Origin of the sequence: Aliisedimentitalea sp. MJ-SS2 (assembly GCF_032586155.1) — a bacterium.
Taxonomy (GTDB): Bacteria; Pseudomonadota; Alphaproteobacteria; order Rhodobacterales; family Rhodobacteraceae; genus JAWHTC01.
The window spans coordinates 330,324-347,669 of record NZ_JAWHTC010000005.1 but is presented as its reverse complement, the minus strand read 5'-3'; the positions used below and the strand labels follow the sequence as shown (position 1 = coordinate 347,669).

The following is a 17,346-nucleotide window of genomic DNA, read 5'->3' as shown; positions in this document are numbered from 1 at the left end:
TGAACGTTAGGGGCGTATCATGAAGTAGTCTTGGTCACTGAGCTCCATGAGCCGGATAACGCCACCGGGAACGACCCGGGCATTGGGCACTATTTCAATTTGTTTGCCCGCCTTCTTGCTCATCCCCTTGATCGTGTTTCCACATGCGGAGAGCGTAACGTTGGGCACGCTATCGGTGAAGCTCTTGATACGATCCAGGACCGGAGACGTGTCCGGACGAAGCAAGTGAAGACCGGCGTTGTAGGCCACGATCTCGATTTCATAGTCCTCGCCGCGAGACAGGAAGAATTTGGACATGTTCGTCGCGTTGTTGAGAGCCTTGTTAAAGGTTCCGGGGTTGTTATCGCTGATCTGGATCGCAATCCGATGAACTTCGTGTGCCGGAGCATCGTCATGTGCCGAAACCGGCGTGATGAAAGACGTGGCCAACATGGCCAATGCTGCAAAGAGTGTGCGTTTGATTTTCATTTTTTCCTCCCACGTGTCTCTGATTTAGATCGAAACCCGGCACACCCGTGGTACAGGATTCTGAATGGTAAGAAACTAAGGCGTTGCAAATTCAACCTGAGACACAAGGTGATTTCGAACCGCCCACACCATTAAAAGGTTCCAAGCGTGTCGAAGGGAAACCCGTGGTTTGGCTTCGCCCCGAAACGCTTTTTCGGAGTAGCGTAACCCTGCACCGAGCGAGTGCATTCACACAATATAATATTTTGTGATGATCAGGAGATCGCCTAATGGATGTGGTTCGCGCGAAAAGGCCCAAGCCTCGTGAAAGGTCATCTCGGTGCGGCCAAACCCGAGTTGTCCGGCCGTGTCCGCTTGGCAATCTATCAGCTTGACGCAAGTTCCATCCCGGTCAGCGGGGCAAGCTGGTCCCAAGCACAATTGTTCCTATAGTGGCTTTGTCCGCGTAGATGACCTTCGGTATGGCGCAAACAACAGTTTTTTCCCACTGATTTCGGGCGACCCTCCCAGCAAGCTTTCACCAGTTTTGTTTTGTGAGAGGGACACCCCATGAAAAAACCAATTGCCGAGTTCATCGGCACCTTCACCCTGGTCCTGTTCGGGTGCGGTGCTGCCGTGCTGGCCGGGGCCGATATCGGTCTCACCGGCATCAGCTTTGCTTTTGGTCTTGCGCTCATCGCCATGGCCTACGGCATTGGCCCGGTCTCGGGTTGTCACATCAACCCCGCTGTCACCCTTGGCGTCATGGCCTCGGGCCGGATGGGCGCGGGCGAGGGGCTCAGCTACATCATCGCCCAGACCGCAGGTGGCATCGCCGGGGCCTTCATCCTGTTGATGATCGCGGGCGGTACAGCCGACTACACACTCGCTGAAAACGGGCTCGGTCAGAATGGTTGGGGCGCAGGATACCTTAGCGAATACACCATGGCTTCGGCCTTCCTGTTTGAACTGGTCGCAACCTTCCTCTTTGTCGTGGTGATCCTTGGGTCCACCGGCGCAGGCGCACCCTCGGCCATGGCCGGGCTCGCCATCGGGTTGACCCTGGTGGTGATCCATCTTGTGGGCATCAACGTTACCGGCGTGTCAGTCAACCCGGCCCGCTCTGTCGGCCCGGCGCTCTTTGTTGGCGGCACGGCGATCAGCCAAATCTGGCTCTTCATCTCGGCCCCGGTCATCGGCGCTCTGGCGGCCGGTTTACTGTTCAAGATGGGCGTCTTCAGCCCCGACCCGGCAGCGTGAAAACCGGTGCGCTGCTGGCTCGATTTCAGCGGCATATTCCCGCCGAAGTAGGTGCGGCCACAAAAAACTCGCGTCCTGATGCAGGTTTTGGATTTTTCCCCCTTATTTTAACCAAACGGTCTACTAAATCGCTCATGACGTTAACGTAAACGTCATGCAGGACAGGCACTGGCGGCAGGGCACCAAGACATTTCCACCGCTGCGGCTTGAAACCCCACTCACGGGGGAAGGTCCGAAAGCGATCGGACCTGGCAGGGGTCTTGTCGGGATGGACAAGATCCCTGCTCTATATGATAGTCTCTCTCCCTCCCCCGCCCCCGGCCGACAATACGTCCAGATCGGGGGCGGGGCACCTTCCCTCAAGCGCAATCTTCCGCGGCGTTTTCCGCCCGTCACCTTGCGGCTGACAGACGGTAATGACACTGTGTCGCGAATCTGAACGGAGTGGGCGATCAGCCCGGGGAAATAAGGGGATCAGACAGATGATCGAGAAGCGTCAATTCTATATCAGCGGCCAGTGGGTCGATCCGATCGAGGGCCACGACCACAAGGTTATCGATCCGTCCACAGAAGAAGCGGTGGCCGTGATCTCCCTAGGTGGCCAGGCCGATACCGACGCCGCCGTGGCCGCCGCCAAGGCGGCCTTCCCCGCCTGGATGACCACCCCCAAGGAAGAACGCATCGCCCTGCTGGAAAAGCTGATTGGCGTCTACAAGGCGCGCGCTGGCGATATGGCCGAGGCGATCTCGATGGAGATGGGCGCGCCGATCGATATGGCAAAAACCCAGCAATGGGGCGCAGGCTTTGGCCATCTCAAGAATTTCGTGCGTGCGGCCAAGGATTTCGACATGATCCGCCCGCTGGGTGATCATGCCCCCAATGACCGGATCATCCACGAACCAGTTGGTGTGGCCGCGCTGATCACGCCGTGGAACTGGCCGATGAACCAGATCACGCTCAAGGTCGGTGCCGCCGCCGTGGCCGGCTGTACGATGATCCTGAAACCGTCCGAGGAAACCCCGCTCGATGCCATGCTGTTCGCCGAGATGATGGACGAGGCCGGGTTCCCGCCCGGCGTCTTCAACCTCGTCAACGGTGACGGTATCGGCGTTGGCAGCCAGCTGACCGCGCACCCGGACGTCGACATGGTCTCTTTCACTGGTTCGACACGCGCCGGTATCCTGATCTCGAAATCGGCAGCCGACAGCCTGAAAAAGGTTCACCTCGAACTCGGTGGCAAGGGTGCCAATGTGGTGTTTGCCGATGCCGATGAAAAGGCCGTCAAACGCGGCGTCTTGCACTGTATGAACAATACCGGACAAAGCTGCAACGCCCCCACCCGGATGCTGGTTCAACGCGAGCGTTACGACGCTGCTGTCGAAGAAGCCGCCGCCGCGGCCTCGTCGATCCAGGTCGGCAATGCCCATGACGAAGGCCGCCATATCGGCCCGGTGGTAAACGAGGTCCAGTGGAACAAGATCCAGGATCTGATCCAGGTCGGCATCGACGAAGGTGCCAAACTGATCGCCGGGGGCACCGGACGCCCCGAGGGCCTGAACAAGGGCTTCTATGTCCGCCCCACGGTCTTTGCCGACGTCAACAACGACATGCGCATCGCCCGCGAGGAAATTTTTGGCCCGGTGCTCACGATCATCCCGTTCGACACCGAGGAAGAGGCGGTCGAGATCGCCAACGACACGCCCTATGGCCTCACCAACTATGTCCAAACCCAGGACGGTGCCCGCCTCAACCGCATGGCCCGTTCGTTGCGCTCGGGCATGGTTGAAATGAACGGCCAGCCGCGCGGCGCGGGCTCGCCCTTTGGCGGCATGAAACAGTCCGGCAATGGCCGCGAAGGTGGCGTCTGGGGCATCGAAGACTTCCTCGAAGTCAAGGCCGTGTCGGGCTGGTCGAACGAAAACGACTGATCTTTGATGGACTTTCAAGACGATCCGGGGCTATGACGGCCCCGGATTTCTTATTTCCGGACCCCTCGCATGCCCACGCCCCCCGAAACGCTGACCTTCGTGCCGGAGACGGTGCACAAGCGCGATGTGTTTTCCGAAACCATCTCGGGGCATTTGGCCGAAGACCCCGACTTCAAGGTGGTGCTGCGCAAACTGGACGGCGTGCCGTGGTGGGCCAAACCCATCGCGAGTTTCCTAGCCCGCAAGGAAATCCGGGGCCTGCGCACCGTTGAGGGCATCGAGGGCGTCCCGAAACTGCTGCGCGTCGATGGCGAAGGCCTCTTGCGCAGCTGGTCTCACGGCACCCCACTGCAACTGGCCAAGCCTGACACGGCGGACTGGTACAAGGACGCCAAGCGCCTGTTGCGGGAAATGCGCGCCCGTGGCGTCACCCATAACGACATCGCCAAGCCACAGAACTGGCTGCGCAGCCCCGATGGCCGCGCCGCGGTGATCGACTTCCAACTGGCCAGCGTGCATCGCCGCAAGGGCAAACTGTTCCGCACCATGGCCCGCGAAGACCTGCGCCACCTCCTGAAGCAAAAACGCAACTTCGCCCCGCACCTGCTGACCGCCAGTGAAAAGCGCATGCTGGCGCGCAAATCCCTGCCGACGCGGATCTGGATGGCCACCGGCAAGCGGCTTTACAATTTCATCACCCGCAGCCTGATGAGCTGGTCCGATGGTGAAGGCACCGAGGATCGGATCGCCCGCGATGGCGATGCCGTGCGTGCCGCGCTTCAAGGCGCAGGCGAGGTCGCGCTTTTCACCTATGCCCTGCCCGCCAAGGGCGTCGGCATCTACGCCTTTGTCGAATGTGATCTGGACCATGCGTCGGTCCGCGCCATGGTCCCCGAAGACAAAGCCGAACTGGTGCAACCGGTCACAGCCCTGCCCCGCCGCTCAGATGGCAGTTTGCGCGAGGATGCCCTGCAACTGGTCGCCACCAACCGGCTCGATGAGCTGGAACTGATGATGGATAACGAACCGGACCTGACCCCGATCCTGAAACCGATCATCGCCGGGCGGCAGAACCTCACCGACCGGATTTTGAAACCCTGAACCCCATTTGCGGGCAGAATCGCCCGTGGCCCTGTCGGGATTTGAGTATTTTTGCCAAGAAAGAGGGGCGGGCGGGGCTTCACATTTACACTCTCAAACATATATTGCATTTCGAATGTGAATTGATGGAGGCTCAGATGGCCCAATCCATGAAACTGACCTGCCTTGATTGCGGCCAGGTCAACCGGGTCCCGGCCGAGAAACTCGACGGGGCGAAATGTGGCACCTGCGGCACCAAGATGGTGTCGTCCAAAGCGGTCGAAGTCGACTTTGCCACCCTGCAAAAGGCCGCGCGCAACGACGATCTTCCCCTCGTGGTGGATTTCTGGGCCCCGTGGTGCGGCCCCTGCCGGATGATGGCACCCGAGTTCTCCAAGGCGGCAACCACGCTCGCAGGCAAGGCCCGGCTGGTGAAGCTCAATACCGAGGAATATCCGCAGGCCGGTCAGAAATACGGCATCCGTGGCATCCCGACCATGGCCGGGTTCAAATCAGGTCGCGAGAAGGCCCGCCAATCCGGCGCGATGCAAGCCCCTGCCATCGTCAACTGGGTGCAGGGCGCGGTTTAAGCACCGGCATCCAATAGCGGGCGCAGCAACGCCATCGGATGCGCCTTGAGCGAGAACCGGGTCGAGACGTAATCCTCGACCACTTCTTCGCCAAGGCTCATCCGCGGCAGGCTCACCTCGGGCTCATTGATGGCCTCCCCATCCATATCCAACGCAAACAAGGGCAGCGCCTCGGCGGTCGGGATCGCCTTGGCCGCCCATAGTGCCTCGCGCCTGCTCATCCCCAGCGCGGCGAACACATCCGCCTCGGCCAGCCGGGCAATGACAAAGGGCGGCAGCCCCGCCCGCCGCCACAGGTCCTCGACCGAGCGGTATCCATTGCCCCGCGCCGCCGAGACCCACCCGGCGTCCTCTTGCTTCAGCCCCTTGATCTGCCGGAACCCCAGCCGCAGCGCCAATCCCCCCTTGCCATCGGGTTCCATCACGTTGTCCCAGTAACTCTCCTGCACACAGATCGGCCGTACCTCGACCCCGTGTTCACGGGCATCGCGGATGATCTGGGCCGGCGCATAAAACCCCATCGGTTGCGAGTTCAGCAAAGCACAGGCAAACAGGCCGGGGTGGTGGCATTTGATCCAGGCGCTGGCGTAGGCCAACAGGGCAAAACTCGCCGCGTGGCTTTCGGGAAACCCATAGGATCCAAACCCCTCGATCTGGGAAAAGCACCGCTCGGCAAAATCGTCATCATAGCCGTTGTCGCGCATCCCCTTGATAAACCGCGTGCGAAAATCACTCACCGTGCCGTGCTTCTTGAACGTCGCCAGCGAACGGCGCAGCCGGTCTGCCTCGGTCGGCGTGAACCCCGCCCCGATGATGGCAATCTGCATCGCCTGTTCCTGGAACAGCGGCACCCCCAGCGTCTTGCCCAGCACCTCGCCCAAGGCATCCGAGGGAAACTCCACCTTCTCCTCGCCATTCCTGCGCCGAATGAACGGATGCACCATATCCCCCTGGATCGGGCCGGGCCGGATGATCGCCACCTCGATCACCAGGTCATAAAAGGTCCTTGGCCGCATCCTTGGAAGGAAATTCATCTGCGCCCGGCTTTCCACCTGGAACACCCCGATCGCATCGGCCCGGCACAGCATGTCATAGACGCGGGAATCTTCCACCGGAAGCGACGCCAGCGTGTGATCCAGCCCCAGATGCTGCCGCATCAGATCCAGCGCCTTGCGAATACAGGTCAGCATGCCAAGCGACAGAACATCGACCTTCAGAATGCCCAGCGTGTCGATATCATCCTTGTCCCAGCAGATGACCGTGCGGTCCTCCATCGTCGCGTTTTCAATCGGCACCAGCTCATCCAGCCGCCCCTCGGTCATGATGAACCCGCCGACATGCTGGCTCAGGTGGCGGGGAAAGCCGTTGATCTCGTGCACCAGAGCCATGGTCTGCGCCAGCCGCCGGTCAGTGGGGTCCAGCCCGATCTCGCGCATCCGCTGGTGCTCCATCTTGGGATCGGCATAGAATCCCCATAGCTGCGAGGCCATGGCTGCAATCGTATCCTCGGACAGCCCCATCGCCCGGCCCACCTCGCGAATGGCCCGCTTGCCGCGATAATGCACCACCGTCGCACACAGCCCCGCGCGATGCCGCCCGTAACGCTCGTAAATATGCTGGATCACCTCTTCGCGGCGTTCATGCTCGAAATCCACGTCGATATCGGGCGGCTCGTCCCGCGCCTCGGATACAAAGCGCTCGAACACCATGGTGCCGATCTCTGGGCTGACTTCGGTCACGCCCAACGCATAGCAAGTCACCGAATTGGCCGCCGATCCCCGCCCCTGGCATAGGATGTCGCGTCCCCGGGCGAAATCCACAACGTCATGCACGGTCAGGAAATAGGGCTCGTATTTCAGCTTGGCGATCAGTGCCAACTCATGCTCCAGCATGCCCCTGACCCGCTCGGGCACCGATCCCGGATAACGCGCCCGCAACCCCTTGACCGCCAATCGTCGCAGCCGCTCGGTCGGGGTCTCGTTCTCGGCCACCTCCGAGGGATATTCGTACCGCAGCTCATCCAGTGAAAACGCCAACCGCTCCGCCAATGCCCCCGCCCGGTGCACCGCGCCCTCGAACCCGCGAAACAGCCGCAGCATTTCCGCCTCCGAGCGCAGCCGCTGTTCCGCATTGGGCAACGCCTCATGCCCCAGCCGATCCACCCGCGTCTTCAACCGGATCGCTGTCATCACGTCGCGCAACCGCCGTCGCCGCCCGCGATGCATGATCGGCAACCCCGAGGCCAGCGTCGGCAGACCCATCTCTCCGGCCCGCTTGCTCAACGCTTTGAATCGCGCCTGATCCCGCCCGTCATAACGCGGCGCCAGGACCAGGTGCATCCTTCCGGCAAACCGCTTGGCCAACCGCTCTTCGAGATGCCAATCGCGCCCCTCTGGCGGCAGCAACAGGAACTGCAACCCGTCGTGATGCGCCCTCAGATCGTCCAGATGCAGCAGGCAGGCCCCCTTCTCGGCCCTCAGCCGCCCCTTGCTGATCAGGCGGCACAGGCTGGCCCAGCCCTTCCGGTTCTCCGGTAGAGCCACCATCCGGACCCCCTCGACAAACTCCAGCCGCGCCGCCGGGATCAGACGCGGCAACACCGGCTCTATCGGTGGCGGACAGCCTTCCGGTGCGGGCGGCCCGATCAATCCATCCTGCGCCTCGATTTCCTGTCGCTCCTGCACCTCACGCGACATCGCCCGCGCCGCCGTATGCGCCCGCACGATCCCGGCCACCGTGTTCACATCGGCAATCGCCAGCGCATCCAGCCCCAGCCGGGCGGCCTGGTGCATATATTCCTCCGGGTGTGACGCCCCGGTTAGGAAGGTGAAATTCGATATGGCGCAGAGTTCGGTAAACATGATCGACTCAGGAGTATATTCACGTTTTGTTCTTTTTGCGAGAGTGCTGATTGAGCAAGCCAAGAAATTGAAATCGTCGTCCTCTCCAAGCACTGACTTGACCCACTCCGATCTCAAATGAAAAATTGGACACTCAAGCACAGGCCAAAAAAACTGGTCGAACGCCAGCCATCTGGACGAAGTGCTTCCTACGCTCAAGTGACATTAAACCGGTTTTGTGCTACCGTATTTCATGGGTTCAAACACAAAAACCGCAGCCGATGAAATGCGCCAAAGAATATTTGGCGGAAGTCGGCTGCAGTTGGACAACCTCTCCAAAGAAGAATTGGTGGCACTCGAACCGCTGCTTACGTCGGGCGAAGCAGAGATCATCAACGAGGCCTGCAAACCATTCGTCGTTCGAAAACTTCCCAAGTGGTAATCTTGCCCCAAGGGGCAGGGGCCAAGGGTACATACGAACCCCTAAAGCCTTTCGAGAAAAAGACGCTGGTTACGTTTCGTTAAGGTTAACCGCCTAACTTAAAAGATGCGGCACCGGCGAAACCACCGATGGCCGCCCAAGTAAGAAACGTGCCCCGAGGGCATCCCGTAAGCATCGGCAAAGGCCGACCGGCGGGGTCCCGAAAACGGGACAACGGCAAGGGTCTTCGTGACGAAGACACACGGGCGCCAGAACGGCGCAAGGCCCTTGCCACTTCCTATGCTCCTGACAAAGCCAAGTAAGGTGCCCATTCACTGCGCACCATACCCGGTTCCAATCCTATCCCACCGCCCGGTGCATTAACTCCCGGTGTTATTAACTTAAGAAGGAAAAAACGCCCGACGGATACCCGACAGAAAGCAGACCGATGCCAGCCCCTGTTCGCACCCATCGCACGGAGCCATTAACCCTTTATGTCAGCGTTCGCCGCACCGCATCCTGCCAAGCGGCGTAGCGCCGGGTGCGGACGTCCTCTGGCATCTCCGGTTCGAACCGGCGTTGCAGTGCCCAGGATGCGGCAAACTCTTGTTTATCCCGATAGATTCCGGCGCGCATCCCCGCCAGCCACGCCGCGCCCAATGCTGTGGTTTCCACAACCGACGGGCGGTCCACCGGGGCGGCAAGGATGTCCGACAGGAACTGCATCGACCAATCGCTGTTCACCATACCACCATCGACCCTCAGAACCGTCTCCCCGGCCCCCTCCGGCCAATCCGCCCGCATCGCCCTCAACAGATCAAGTGTTTGAAATCCCACACTTTCCAACGCCGCCTTTGCCAACTCTTCCCGACCCGTACCCCGGGTTAATCCAAACACCGCACCCCGACACTCCGCGTCCCAGTAAGGCGCCCCAAGCCCGGTGAAGGCGGGCACCATTATGACCTCCTGCTCGGGGTCCGCCGCCGCGGCTAGCGCCGCCGTCTCACTGGCCTCGTCGATGATCCTGAGCCCGTCGCGCAGCCACTGCACCACCGCGCCGGCGACAAAGATCGACCCTTCCAGCGCGTAGGTTGTCGCCCCATCCAGCCGATAAGCAATTGTTCCCAATAGCTTGTTTTGCGACTGAACCAGCGTGCCCCCGGTGTTGAGCAGGGCAAAGCATCCCGTACCATAGGTCGATTTCATCATCCCCGGCTCAAAACAGGCCTGCCCGATCGTCGCCGCCTGTTGATCTCCTGCCACCCCCAGGATCGGCAGTTCCGCATCCAGGATATCCCCCGCCGTCACCCCGAAATCATCTGCGCAATCCCTGACCTCCGGCAGCATGCCCATCGGGATGCTCAACAACGCGCAAATCTCGCTATCCCATTGCCCGTCCACGATATTATACAGCATCGTGCGCGCCGCGTTTGTCGCATCCGTGGCATGCACCCGACCATCCGTCAGTTGCCAGATCAGCCAACTATCGACGGTGCCGAACACCAGCTCGCCAGCCTCGGCCCGTGCCCGCGCCCCGTCGACATGGTCCAATATCCAGGCCAGTTTCGTGCCCGAGAAATATGGGTCCAGCAGTAACCCGGTGCGGCCACGGATCATCGGTTCGTGCCCCGCCTCACGCAGCGTCCTGCAGTGATCCGCCGTGCGCCGATCCTGCCAGACGATCGCATTGTAAACCGGTGCCCCGGTCTTGCGATCCCAGACCAGCGTTGTCTCGCGCTGGTTGGTGATCCCGATCCCGGCAATGTCGCTGGCAGAAATCCCAGCCGTCTCAATCGATTGTCGGCAGGACCGCAGAACAGTGCCCCACAGGTCCGCCGGATCGTGTTCAACCCAACCCGAGCGCGGAAAATGCTGGGCAAATTCCTCCTGTCCCGTGGCCACCACCGCCATATCCGCGTCGAAAATGATGGCCCGGCTGGATGTCGTGCCCTGGTCGATGGCAAGGATATGTCCCATACCGTGCGCTCCCTTTAACCTTTGCCCACGATCTTCTGTTCAACTGCCCCCCGTTGCAAGCCTCACCTGCGACCATGCTGCACTTGCACAATAAAGTACGCGGACGTACGGTCGCCGCATGAAAAAGCAACGTCTTTCGCCGGATCTCTGGATCGAGGCCGGGCTGAACGCCCTGGAAAAACACGGCCCTGCTGCACTTGGCGCCGAGCCCCTGGCCCGTCAGATCGGCGCAACGAAGGGATCATTTTACTGGCACTTCAAGGACTTGCCGGATTATCATGCCCAACTTGCTGGCACGTGGAAGCGCCGCGCCGCAGGGGCACTGGTCGACGCGCTCGAGGCCACAGGCCCTGTCGCAGACCGATTGGCGATGATCGCCGCACCCATCCCGGCCGAACCGGAAATGCGGGTCTGGGCCCGGAGCAATGTTTCTGCATCTGCACAATTGACCGAAATCGATCACTTGCGGCTTGACGCCACTGCCGCCCTGTTGCGTGATTTCGGCATCTCCAATCCGGATCTCGCCCGTGCACTCTATGCCGCCAGTGTCGGTATGGCCGCCCTGCCCGGCAACGGCGACAACGCCACCGCGCTGGAAACCCTTGTCGATCTTGTTCTGGCCCTTAGATGATACGCCTTGCCCTGGTCCTGGCGCTGCTCGCCCAACCCATCATGGCCCACAAGAACCACAGCCCCTATGATGCACCCGACCGGCTTTGGCAGCTTGTCGAACTGAACGGAAAACCCTTTACCGACAGGGCCCTGCTGCGCTTCCCGCGGCCCGGGCGGATCGAGGGGCAGGCCCCCTGCAATCGCTTTGTCGGCACGATGCGGAGCGCCTACCCGTGGTTCAAGGCTGAAGAGATCGCCGCCACGCGTATGGCCTGCCCAGCGCTGCAGGCCGAAACTCTGTTTCTGCAATCACTCGGAAAAATGACAACTGCCGAGATTGGCGAAAACGAACTCTCCCTGCGTGGTGAGGATGGGCAGGTCATGCGGTTCACCCCTGCGAAACCCGACGAGTGAACAGGTCCACGAACCGCTGCCGCGCCTCGGGCAGGGGCCGGTGCACCAGTTCTTGCGCCAGTTTGTGTCGCAGGAAATACCCCGTTGTTTCAAACCCTTGCGCAACTTCCTCGTCCGGTGCTTCGCCCTGTCCCAGCATTACGCCAGGCAAAGGCAACAACCGGTCGGCCCATTCCCCGGCCCCCGCATCGGACACCGCCCGCCCCGATTTGGGCGATACGTAACACAGACCCTCGCGCGCGCCTGTCACCGCGCATTCCGACAGGTCCACCCCGAACCCCATCTCGTCCAGCAAAGCCATTTCCCAGCGCAGATAGGCCAGCGGCCATACCTCATCCTCGCCCAGCAAATCCAACAGGGGTTCTGTCCGGTGATAAAACCGCCCATGCGCCTCGCGCTCGGGCAGGCAGAAACTCAACAGCCCCGCCACCGCATTCAGCCCCGCCAGCGCCAATCTCGAACCCATCACCTGTGCCGCGCGCGACCGTATCGGTTCCACCTGGAACGTACCGATATGATCCTCAAGCCGCGCCCGCCAGGTCACATCCAACTGTGCGCCGGGCTGCAGGACCGGCGCAATCTTGCGGCTGGTCCCGCCGCGCACCACGCCCGCATGACGCCCGTGATGTTCGGTGAAAACCTCGATGATGGCGCTGGTCTCGCCATGGCGCCTGAGCGCCAGCAATATCCCGTGATCCCGCCATTCCATGACGACAGGTTAGCCCGTGTACTGCCCGGCGAACAGGCTTGAAATCTTCAGACCTTCACGATCCCTTGCGCAACCCATTCGTCAAATATTGCCAATGCCTTGGCAGAAAAACCGGCGTCGTTGATATGGGTGTCCAACTCATGCAGGGTGACGTTGCCTGGGCAGCTGTGACGGATCCCGTCGCAGAACGCCGCCAGCCCATCGGCATCATGCAGGTCGGCACCCTCGCGGTCCCATTCGTTGCAACCCTGAAGCGGCAACAGAAACTCGACCGGTCCCTTGGCGCCGGACAGCTTTTCACAGATCACCCCGGCCACCTCGCGCCGTTCGTCCGTGTCGATCACCGCCGAGGTCAACAGTCGGTTATGCGCATGGATCGGTCTGCCCGCCAACCGCGCAGGCGGGTCCATCCAGCCGACAAAATCCACCAGGTCATAACACCCTGGTGCCACAAGTTGCGGAATCCCCTTGGCGCCCGCGTTGGTCATCCGGTCCGATCCGGCGGTGATGCCCGAGCCGAAGTGGTGGTTCACCACCTCCTGCGGGGCAAAGTCGAAAACGCAGGCAAAGGCCCCCTCGGCGGCCAACCCTTCAAATGCTCGCCCACCCATGCCGGTAGCATGGAACACGGCCACTTCAAAGCCGCGCTCTTCCAGCGCCGGCTTCAGCGTAACCATATAGCGCAGCACGGTTTTTCCAAAGGATGTCATGCCGATCAAGGGCTTGTCGAAGCTCGGTTTCTCTACCGCCCGCGCCGCGCCCAGAACTGCGCCCGCAGCCTGACTGAGCGACGCCTTGCAGATCGAATTCAATCCATAAAGCCCCCCGGCCCAGAGGATCATCTGGATATCCGGCGCCAGCCGCTCGGGCGGCAGCATGTGGGAAAACGACACGGTCGAGACCACGTACTTCGGCACGCCCAAGGGCAGCGCGGCGCAGACATCCAGCGCCAGGTCGGTCCCCATCGAACCACCCAACAGGATCACCCCATCCACTTTGCCTTCACGATAGAGCCGCAACGCCAGCAATGCTGCCCCGTCCGCCATGATTTGCATGGCGTGGTTTTCGTCGCCGCTGTCGATGGCGGCCTGGATGCTCGACCCACCTTCTTCGGCAACATCATGCTTGGAGTAGTTGGTCGGTTGAGACGGATCTCCCAATACACTCACATCCATCGACAACACCTTGCCGCCCTGTCCTTCGATACAGCTTGTCAAGTAACCAAGTTCATCATCCTTGGTGTCGTACGTGCCGACAACCAATATGGTTTTTGCGTCCGTCAAGTTCTCTCTCCTCATCTCCCAAGCCATCGCCGCGCCAGTGTCGCCGCGGTCGCTATGGCCCGTTCCGATCTTTCCTTTGCCCCCGGTTCGCCCAGTCGATCCATGATCCAACCGGGATAAGTCAGCGCCCGCAGCAATATGAACAGGTCCAGCTGGTCGAGTCTGACCTTGCGCCGCGTGGCATAGCCCTCACACAGCGCCGCGCGCAGCTCGGCATAGTCAGAGGCATCCTCATAGCGCATCAAAAAGGTCGCCAATTCGAAATCGCGAAAGCCAAACCCGCCATCGTCAAAATCGATAAACGACAGGCGCGTGCCATCGAACAGCATGTTTTCACTCAGCAAATCGGCATGGATCAGCCCGAAATCGGCATGTGGTTCAGTCGCCGCCAACGCCGCATCCGCATGTTGCCGCACCTCCAGCAACAACGCGCGCTCGGCATCGCTCAAATGCGGATGATCCCAGAACCGCCCCCACAGCGGTGCCTCGCCCAACAGCCCCGCACGATCCCAGCTTGGCCGGGTAAACCCTTGCGGCCGCACCCATTCATCGCTCAACCCATGCATCAGGGCCATCTGCGCCCCCAGCTTGTGGCAAAAGTCAGCCCGGTCCGTCACCCCGCGCAATTCACCGGCCTTACCCAAGGGTTTTCCGGGTAGCCATTTCAGCATATCTATCAGGTACTTGCCCTGGGCTTGGATCAACGCTCCGTCCTCGGCAGGGATCGGGCCGGGCACGCTCAGCCCGCCCCGGGCCAGCATGTCCATCCATTGCAACTCGGACGTCAGCTGCGCCGCGTCGCGATACCCGGGCCGGTGAAATCTCAGCGCCAGATACCCTTCGGGCGATGTGACGCGAAACACGACGTTTTCACGCTGCGCCGCCAATTCGACATGCGCATGCCCCAGGCCCCAAAGACCCGCCGCTTCTCTCGCCAGATCAAGCAAGCGGCACCTCCGACAAAGCCTGGTCGACGGCCTTTAACATCCTGTCGGCGTCCCCGCGAGAAAACACCATCGGCGGGCGGATTTTCAGCACGTTGTAATGGATGCCGAGAAAGTTCATCAGCACCCCTTTTTGGCGCACCGCGTTGGCGACCTGTTTGGTGAACGCCGTCGCCGGGGTTTTGGCATCACGATCCAGCACCAGTTCGGCCCCAAGGAACAGGCCCGAGCCACGCACATCGCCGATACATTCATGGCGTGAGGCCAAGTCACGCAGCCCCTCACGGACATAATCCCCCACGACGCGGGCGTTTTCCTGCAATCCCTCCTCGCGGATCACGTCCAACGTGGCCTGCGCCGCCGCCATGCTCACCGGGTTCCCACCGAAGGTATTGAAATAGCGAAAGGTTTTCCGAAACGCCTCCATTACGGATCGCGAGGTCACAACCCCCGCCACCGGATGCCCGTTGCCCATCGGTTTGCCCAGTGTGGCAATCTCGGGCAGGAAACCGGCTTTTTCGTGTCCCCAGAAATGCGTGCCCAAGCGGCCAAAGCCCGGCTGCACCTCGTCGGCGATGACCATGCCACCAGCCGCACGCACCGCCTCGACGGCAGGCACGACCCAACCCGAGGGCAAGTCGGGAAACCCTTCATTGGCGAAGAACGGGCAAATCAGCAGCGCCGACACCCCGTGGCCCCGCTCTTCCAACCTGGAAATTGCGGCCTTTACATGTCCGGCCCAATCCTCGGACGACATTGGCCGGTAACTGTCCGGTGCAGGCACGAACTCGATATTGTCCCAACGGTTGGGCGGCGGGTTTGTGCTGCTCAACTGGCTCACCGCATCGGTATTTCCGTGGTAGGTATGATCGGTGACAATCACGCCGGTTTGACCCGTCATCGCGCGGGCCATACGCAAGGCTATGTCATTTGCCTCGGACCCGGTGCAGGTGAACATCATCGCATTTAGCGGATCGGCAAATGTGCTGGTCAGGTCCTCGGCATAGTCGACGATCCCGTCATGCAGGTACCGCGTATGGGTGTTGAGCATCGCCGCCTGCGCACAGATTGCGTCGACCACCTTGGTGTGGCAATGGCCCACATGCGGAACATTGTTGTAGCAATCGAGATACTCGCGTCCCTCTGCATCCCAAAGCCTCGTGCCTGCGCCGCGTACAAGATGCAACGGTTCGTCATAAAACGTGGTCATACGCGGCCCCAATAGGCGCTCGCGGCGCTCAAGCAAAGCCTCTGTCATCGCTCTCCCCTTTTGCACATCATCGGCCCACATACGCCGATTCTTCGTACCAAAAACCGTGGCGCGCTCACAACTGGATCCAGGCCGTTTTCAGGTCCAGATACTTCTCTATCGCATGCATCGACTTGTCATGGCCATTGCCCGACTGTTTAACCCCGCCCAGCGGCACCGTGTTGTCCGAGCCACCATAGGTGTTCACGTGCACTATCCCTGAACGTATCCCCGCCACCATCTTGTGTGTGCGGCTGAGGCTTCCTGTCCAGACCCCGGCAGAGAGCCCGTAATCCGTGCCATTGGCCAAGGCGATGGCCTCCTCGTCGCTGTCAAATGCGGTCACGGCCAGAACCGGACCGAACACCTCTTCCCGGAACACCCGGTCGTCGGGCTTCACCCCGGTCAGAACCGTGGGTTCCATGTAATAGCCCCCGGTGCTTTCCAGGATACGCCCCCCGCCCAGCGCCAATTCGGCCCCTTGCGCCGTGGCGTCCGAAACAAATCCAAGGTTGCCCTCCAGCTGTACCATGGAATTGACCGCGCCAATCTGCGAGGTCAAATCCAACGGGTCGCCCACCTTGAACGCGGCAGCATGCCGGGACAAGGCGTCGACAAATTCGTCATGAATCGACCGCTCGACCAGCAGCCGCGATCCGGCGACACAGACCTGCCCCGAATTGCGGAAGATTCCCGCCGCTGACACCGCCGCCGCTTTCTCGAGGTCCGGCGCATCCGCGAATACAATGTTCGGGCTCTTGCCACCCAACTCCAGATAGACCCGTTTCAGATTGGACGCCGCCGAGTATTCCAGCAGCCGTCGCCCCACTCCGCCTGACCCGGTAAAGACCAGCACGTCCACGTCCATCGACATGGCAATCGCCTCGCCGGTCACCGACCCCTGCCCTGTTACCACATTCAACACCCCGTCGGGCAGACCTGCCTCGGCGCAGATCTCGGCCAAGTTCAACAGCGACAGCGAAGCCGTTTCCGCCGGCTTCAGCACCACTGAATTGCCCGTCGCCAGCGCCGGGGCCAGTTTCCACGCTCCGATCATCAGAGGGAAGTTCCACGGCACAATCGCCCCTACAACCCCCACTGGCGTTTTGTGCACCAACCCCAAGACATCCGGTGACGTCGGCGCAACCTCGCCGTAAATCTTGTCCACGGCCTCAGCGTAATAGCGGAACGTCCCCGCCGCCGACCCCGCTTCGGCCTTGATGGCCATGTTGAACTCGGTGCCGTTGTCGCGCACGCCCAGCACGGTCAGTTCGATCGCGCGCTCTTCGATTAGATCAGCAATCCGGTGCAGCACCTTCTTGCGCCCGGCTGGCGCCATTTTCGACCACCGCCCATCCTCGAACGCCTGGCGCGCCGCTGCAACGGCACGGTTCACATCAGCGGCGCTGGCCCGTTCGGCCGTAGTCAGAACCTGACCGTCGATCGGCGAGACCACCTCAAGCGGTTCGCCTTCGCCATCCACCCACTTGCCGTCGATAAACAGTTTTTGCTCAGCGATGGCTTTTTCCCGCAATGCATTGATACGCTCTTGAACGGTCATTTCCTGTCCTTTGAATTTCGCCGGCTGCTAC

15 protein-coding genes are annotated in these 17,346 nt (G+C 61.1%); 7 read left to right on the top strand and 8 right to left on the bottom strand.

What is annotated here, in order from left to right; translation table 11 throughout:
- Positions 1 to 6: 6 nt before the first annotated feature.
- Positions 7 to 468, bottom strand: coding sequence for a hypothetical protein (locus RXV86_RS19300; RefSeq protein ID WP_316302097.1), 462 nt, complete (start codon positions 466 to 468; stop codon positions 7 to 9).
- 549 nt (positions 469 to 1,017) lie between these two features.
- Between RXV86_RS19300 and RXV86_RS19295 the strand changes: the two genes are divergently transcribed.
- The 4 genes from RXV86_RS19295 to trxC all read left to right on the top strand — a co-directional run bounded on the left by RXV86_RS19295 (position 1,018) and on the right by trxC (position 5,305).
- Positions 1,018 to 1,707 carry an aquaporin gene (locus RXV86_RS19295; protein WP_316302095.1) on the top strand — a complete coding sequence of 230 codons (690 nt, stop codon included), beginning with the start codon at positions 1,018 to 1,020 and terminating at the stop codon, positions 1,705 to 1,707.
- Between the two features lie 482 nt (positions 1,708 to 2,189).
- Complete coding sequence (locus tag RXV86_RS19290; RefSeq protein ID WP_316302094.1) at positions 2,190 to 3,635, top strand: aldehyde dehydrogenase family protein; 1,446 nt, start codon at positions 2,190 to 2,192, stop codon at positions 3,633 to 3,635.
- A gap of 69 nt (positions 3,636 to 3,704) precedes the next feature.
- Positions 3,705 to 4,736 carry a serine/threonine protein kinase gene (locus RXV86_RS19285; RefSeq protein ID WP_316302093.1) on the top strand — a complete coding sequence of 344 codons (1,032 nt, stop codon included), beginning with the start codon at positions 3,705 to 3,707 and terminating at the stop codon, positions 4,734 to 4,736.
- A 137-nt stretch (positions 4,737 to 4,873) separates the two neighbouring features.
- On the top strand, positions 4,874 to 5,305 hold the full coding sequence (gene trxC, locus RXV86_RS19280) for a thioredoxin TrxC (RefSeq protein WP_316302092.1): 432 nt from the start codon (positions 4,874 to 4,876) through the stop codon (positions 5,303 to 5,305).
- Here trxC and RXV86_RS19275 read toward each other — a convergent pair.
- Complete coding sequence (locus RXV86_RS19275) at positions 5,302 to 8,166, bottom strand: error-prone DNA polymerase (RefSeq protein ID WP_316302090.1); 2,865 nt, start codon at positions 8,164 to 8,166, stop codon at positions 5,302 to 5,304. The genes trxC and RXV86_RS19275 overlap by 4 nt on opposite strands.
- Positions 8,167 to 8,398: 232 nt before the next feature.
- Between RXV86_RS19275 and RXV86_RS19270 the strand changes: the two genes are divergently transcribed.
- A complete protein-coding gene (locus RXV86_RS19270; RefSeq protein WP_316302088.1) occupies positions 8,399 to 8,587 on the top strand; it encodes a hypothetical protein in 189 nt (62 codons plus the stop codon).
- A 471-nt stretch (positions 8,588 to 9,058) separates the two neighbouring features.
- Here RXV86_RS19270 and glpK read toward each other — a convergent pair whose 3' ends face one another.
- Entirely contained in the window at positions 9,059 to 10,543 is a 1,485-nt protein-coding gene (glpK, locus tag RXV86_RS19265; protein ID WP_316302086.1) for a glycerol kinase GlpK, read from the bottom strand.
- A 118-nt stretch (positions 10,544 to 10,661) separates the two neighbouring features.
- On the opposite strand from glpK, the gene RXV86_RS19260 reads away from it, so the two are divergent.
- Positions 10,662 to 11,174: a TetR family transcriptional regulator gene (locus RXV86_RS19260; protein WP_316302084.1), complete on the top strand. Its 513-nt coding sequence runs from the start codon at positions 10,662 to 10,664 to the stop codon at positions 11,172 to 11,174.
- Entirely contained in the window at positions 11,171 to 11,569 is a 399-nt protein-coding gene (locus tag RXV86_RS19255; protein WP_316302083.1) for an META domain-containing protein, read from the top strand. The genes RXV86_RS19260 and RXV86_RS19255 overlap by 4 nt, the downstream gene beginning before the upstream one ends.
- Here the strand turns inward: RXV86_RS19255 and recO are convergent.
- From recO to RXV86_RS19230, 5 genes are all read right to left on the bottom strand, one after another.
- On the bottom strand, positions 11,544 to 12,278 hold the full coding sequence (gene recO / locus RXV86_RS19250) for a DNA repair protein RecO (RefSeq protein ID WP_316302081.1): 735 nt from the start codon (positions 12,276 to 12,278) through the stop codon (positions 11,544 to 11,546). The two genes, RXV86_RS19255 and recO, sit on opposite strands and share 26 nt — an antisense overlap.
- A gap of 47 nt (positions 12,279 to 12,325) precedes the next feature.
- Positions 12,326 to 13,561, bottom strand: a complete 1,236-nt coding sequence (locus RXV86_RS19245; protein WP_316302080.1) for a Tm-1-like ATP-binding domain-containing protein — start codon at positions 13,559 to 13,561, stop codon at positions 12,326 to 12,328.
- Positions 13,562 to 13,572: 11 nt separating this feature from the next.
- Positions 13,573 to 14,508, bottom strand: coding sequence for a phosphotransferase (locus RXV86_RS19240; RefSeq protein ID WP_316302078.1), 936 nt, complete (start codon positions 14,506 to 14,508; stop codon positions 13,573 to 13,575).
- Positions 14,501 to 15,763 (bottom strand): aminotransferase class III-fold pyridoxal phosphate-dependent enzyme, encoded by a 1,263-nt coding sequence (locus tag RXV86_RS19235; RefSeq protein WP_316302076.1) that lies wholly within the window; start codon positions 15,761 to 15,763, stop codon positions 14,501 to 14,503. Before RXV86_RS19235 ends, RXV86_RS19240 begins: the two co-directional genes overlap by 8 nt.
- A 67-nt stretch (positions 15,764 to 15,830) precedes the next feature.
- Complete coding sequence (locus tag RXV86_RS19230) at positions 15,831 to 17,315, bottom strand: aldehyde dehydrogenase (RefSeq protein ID WP_316302074.1); 1,485 nt, start codon at positions 17,313 to 17,315, stop codon at positions 15,831 to 15,833.
- Between the last annotated feature and the right edge of the window lie 31 nt (positions 17,316 to 17,346).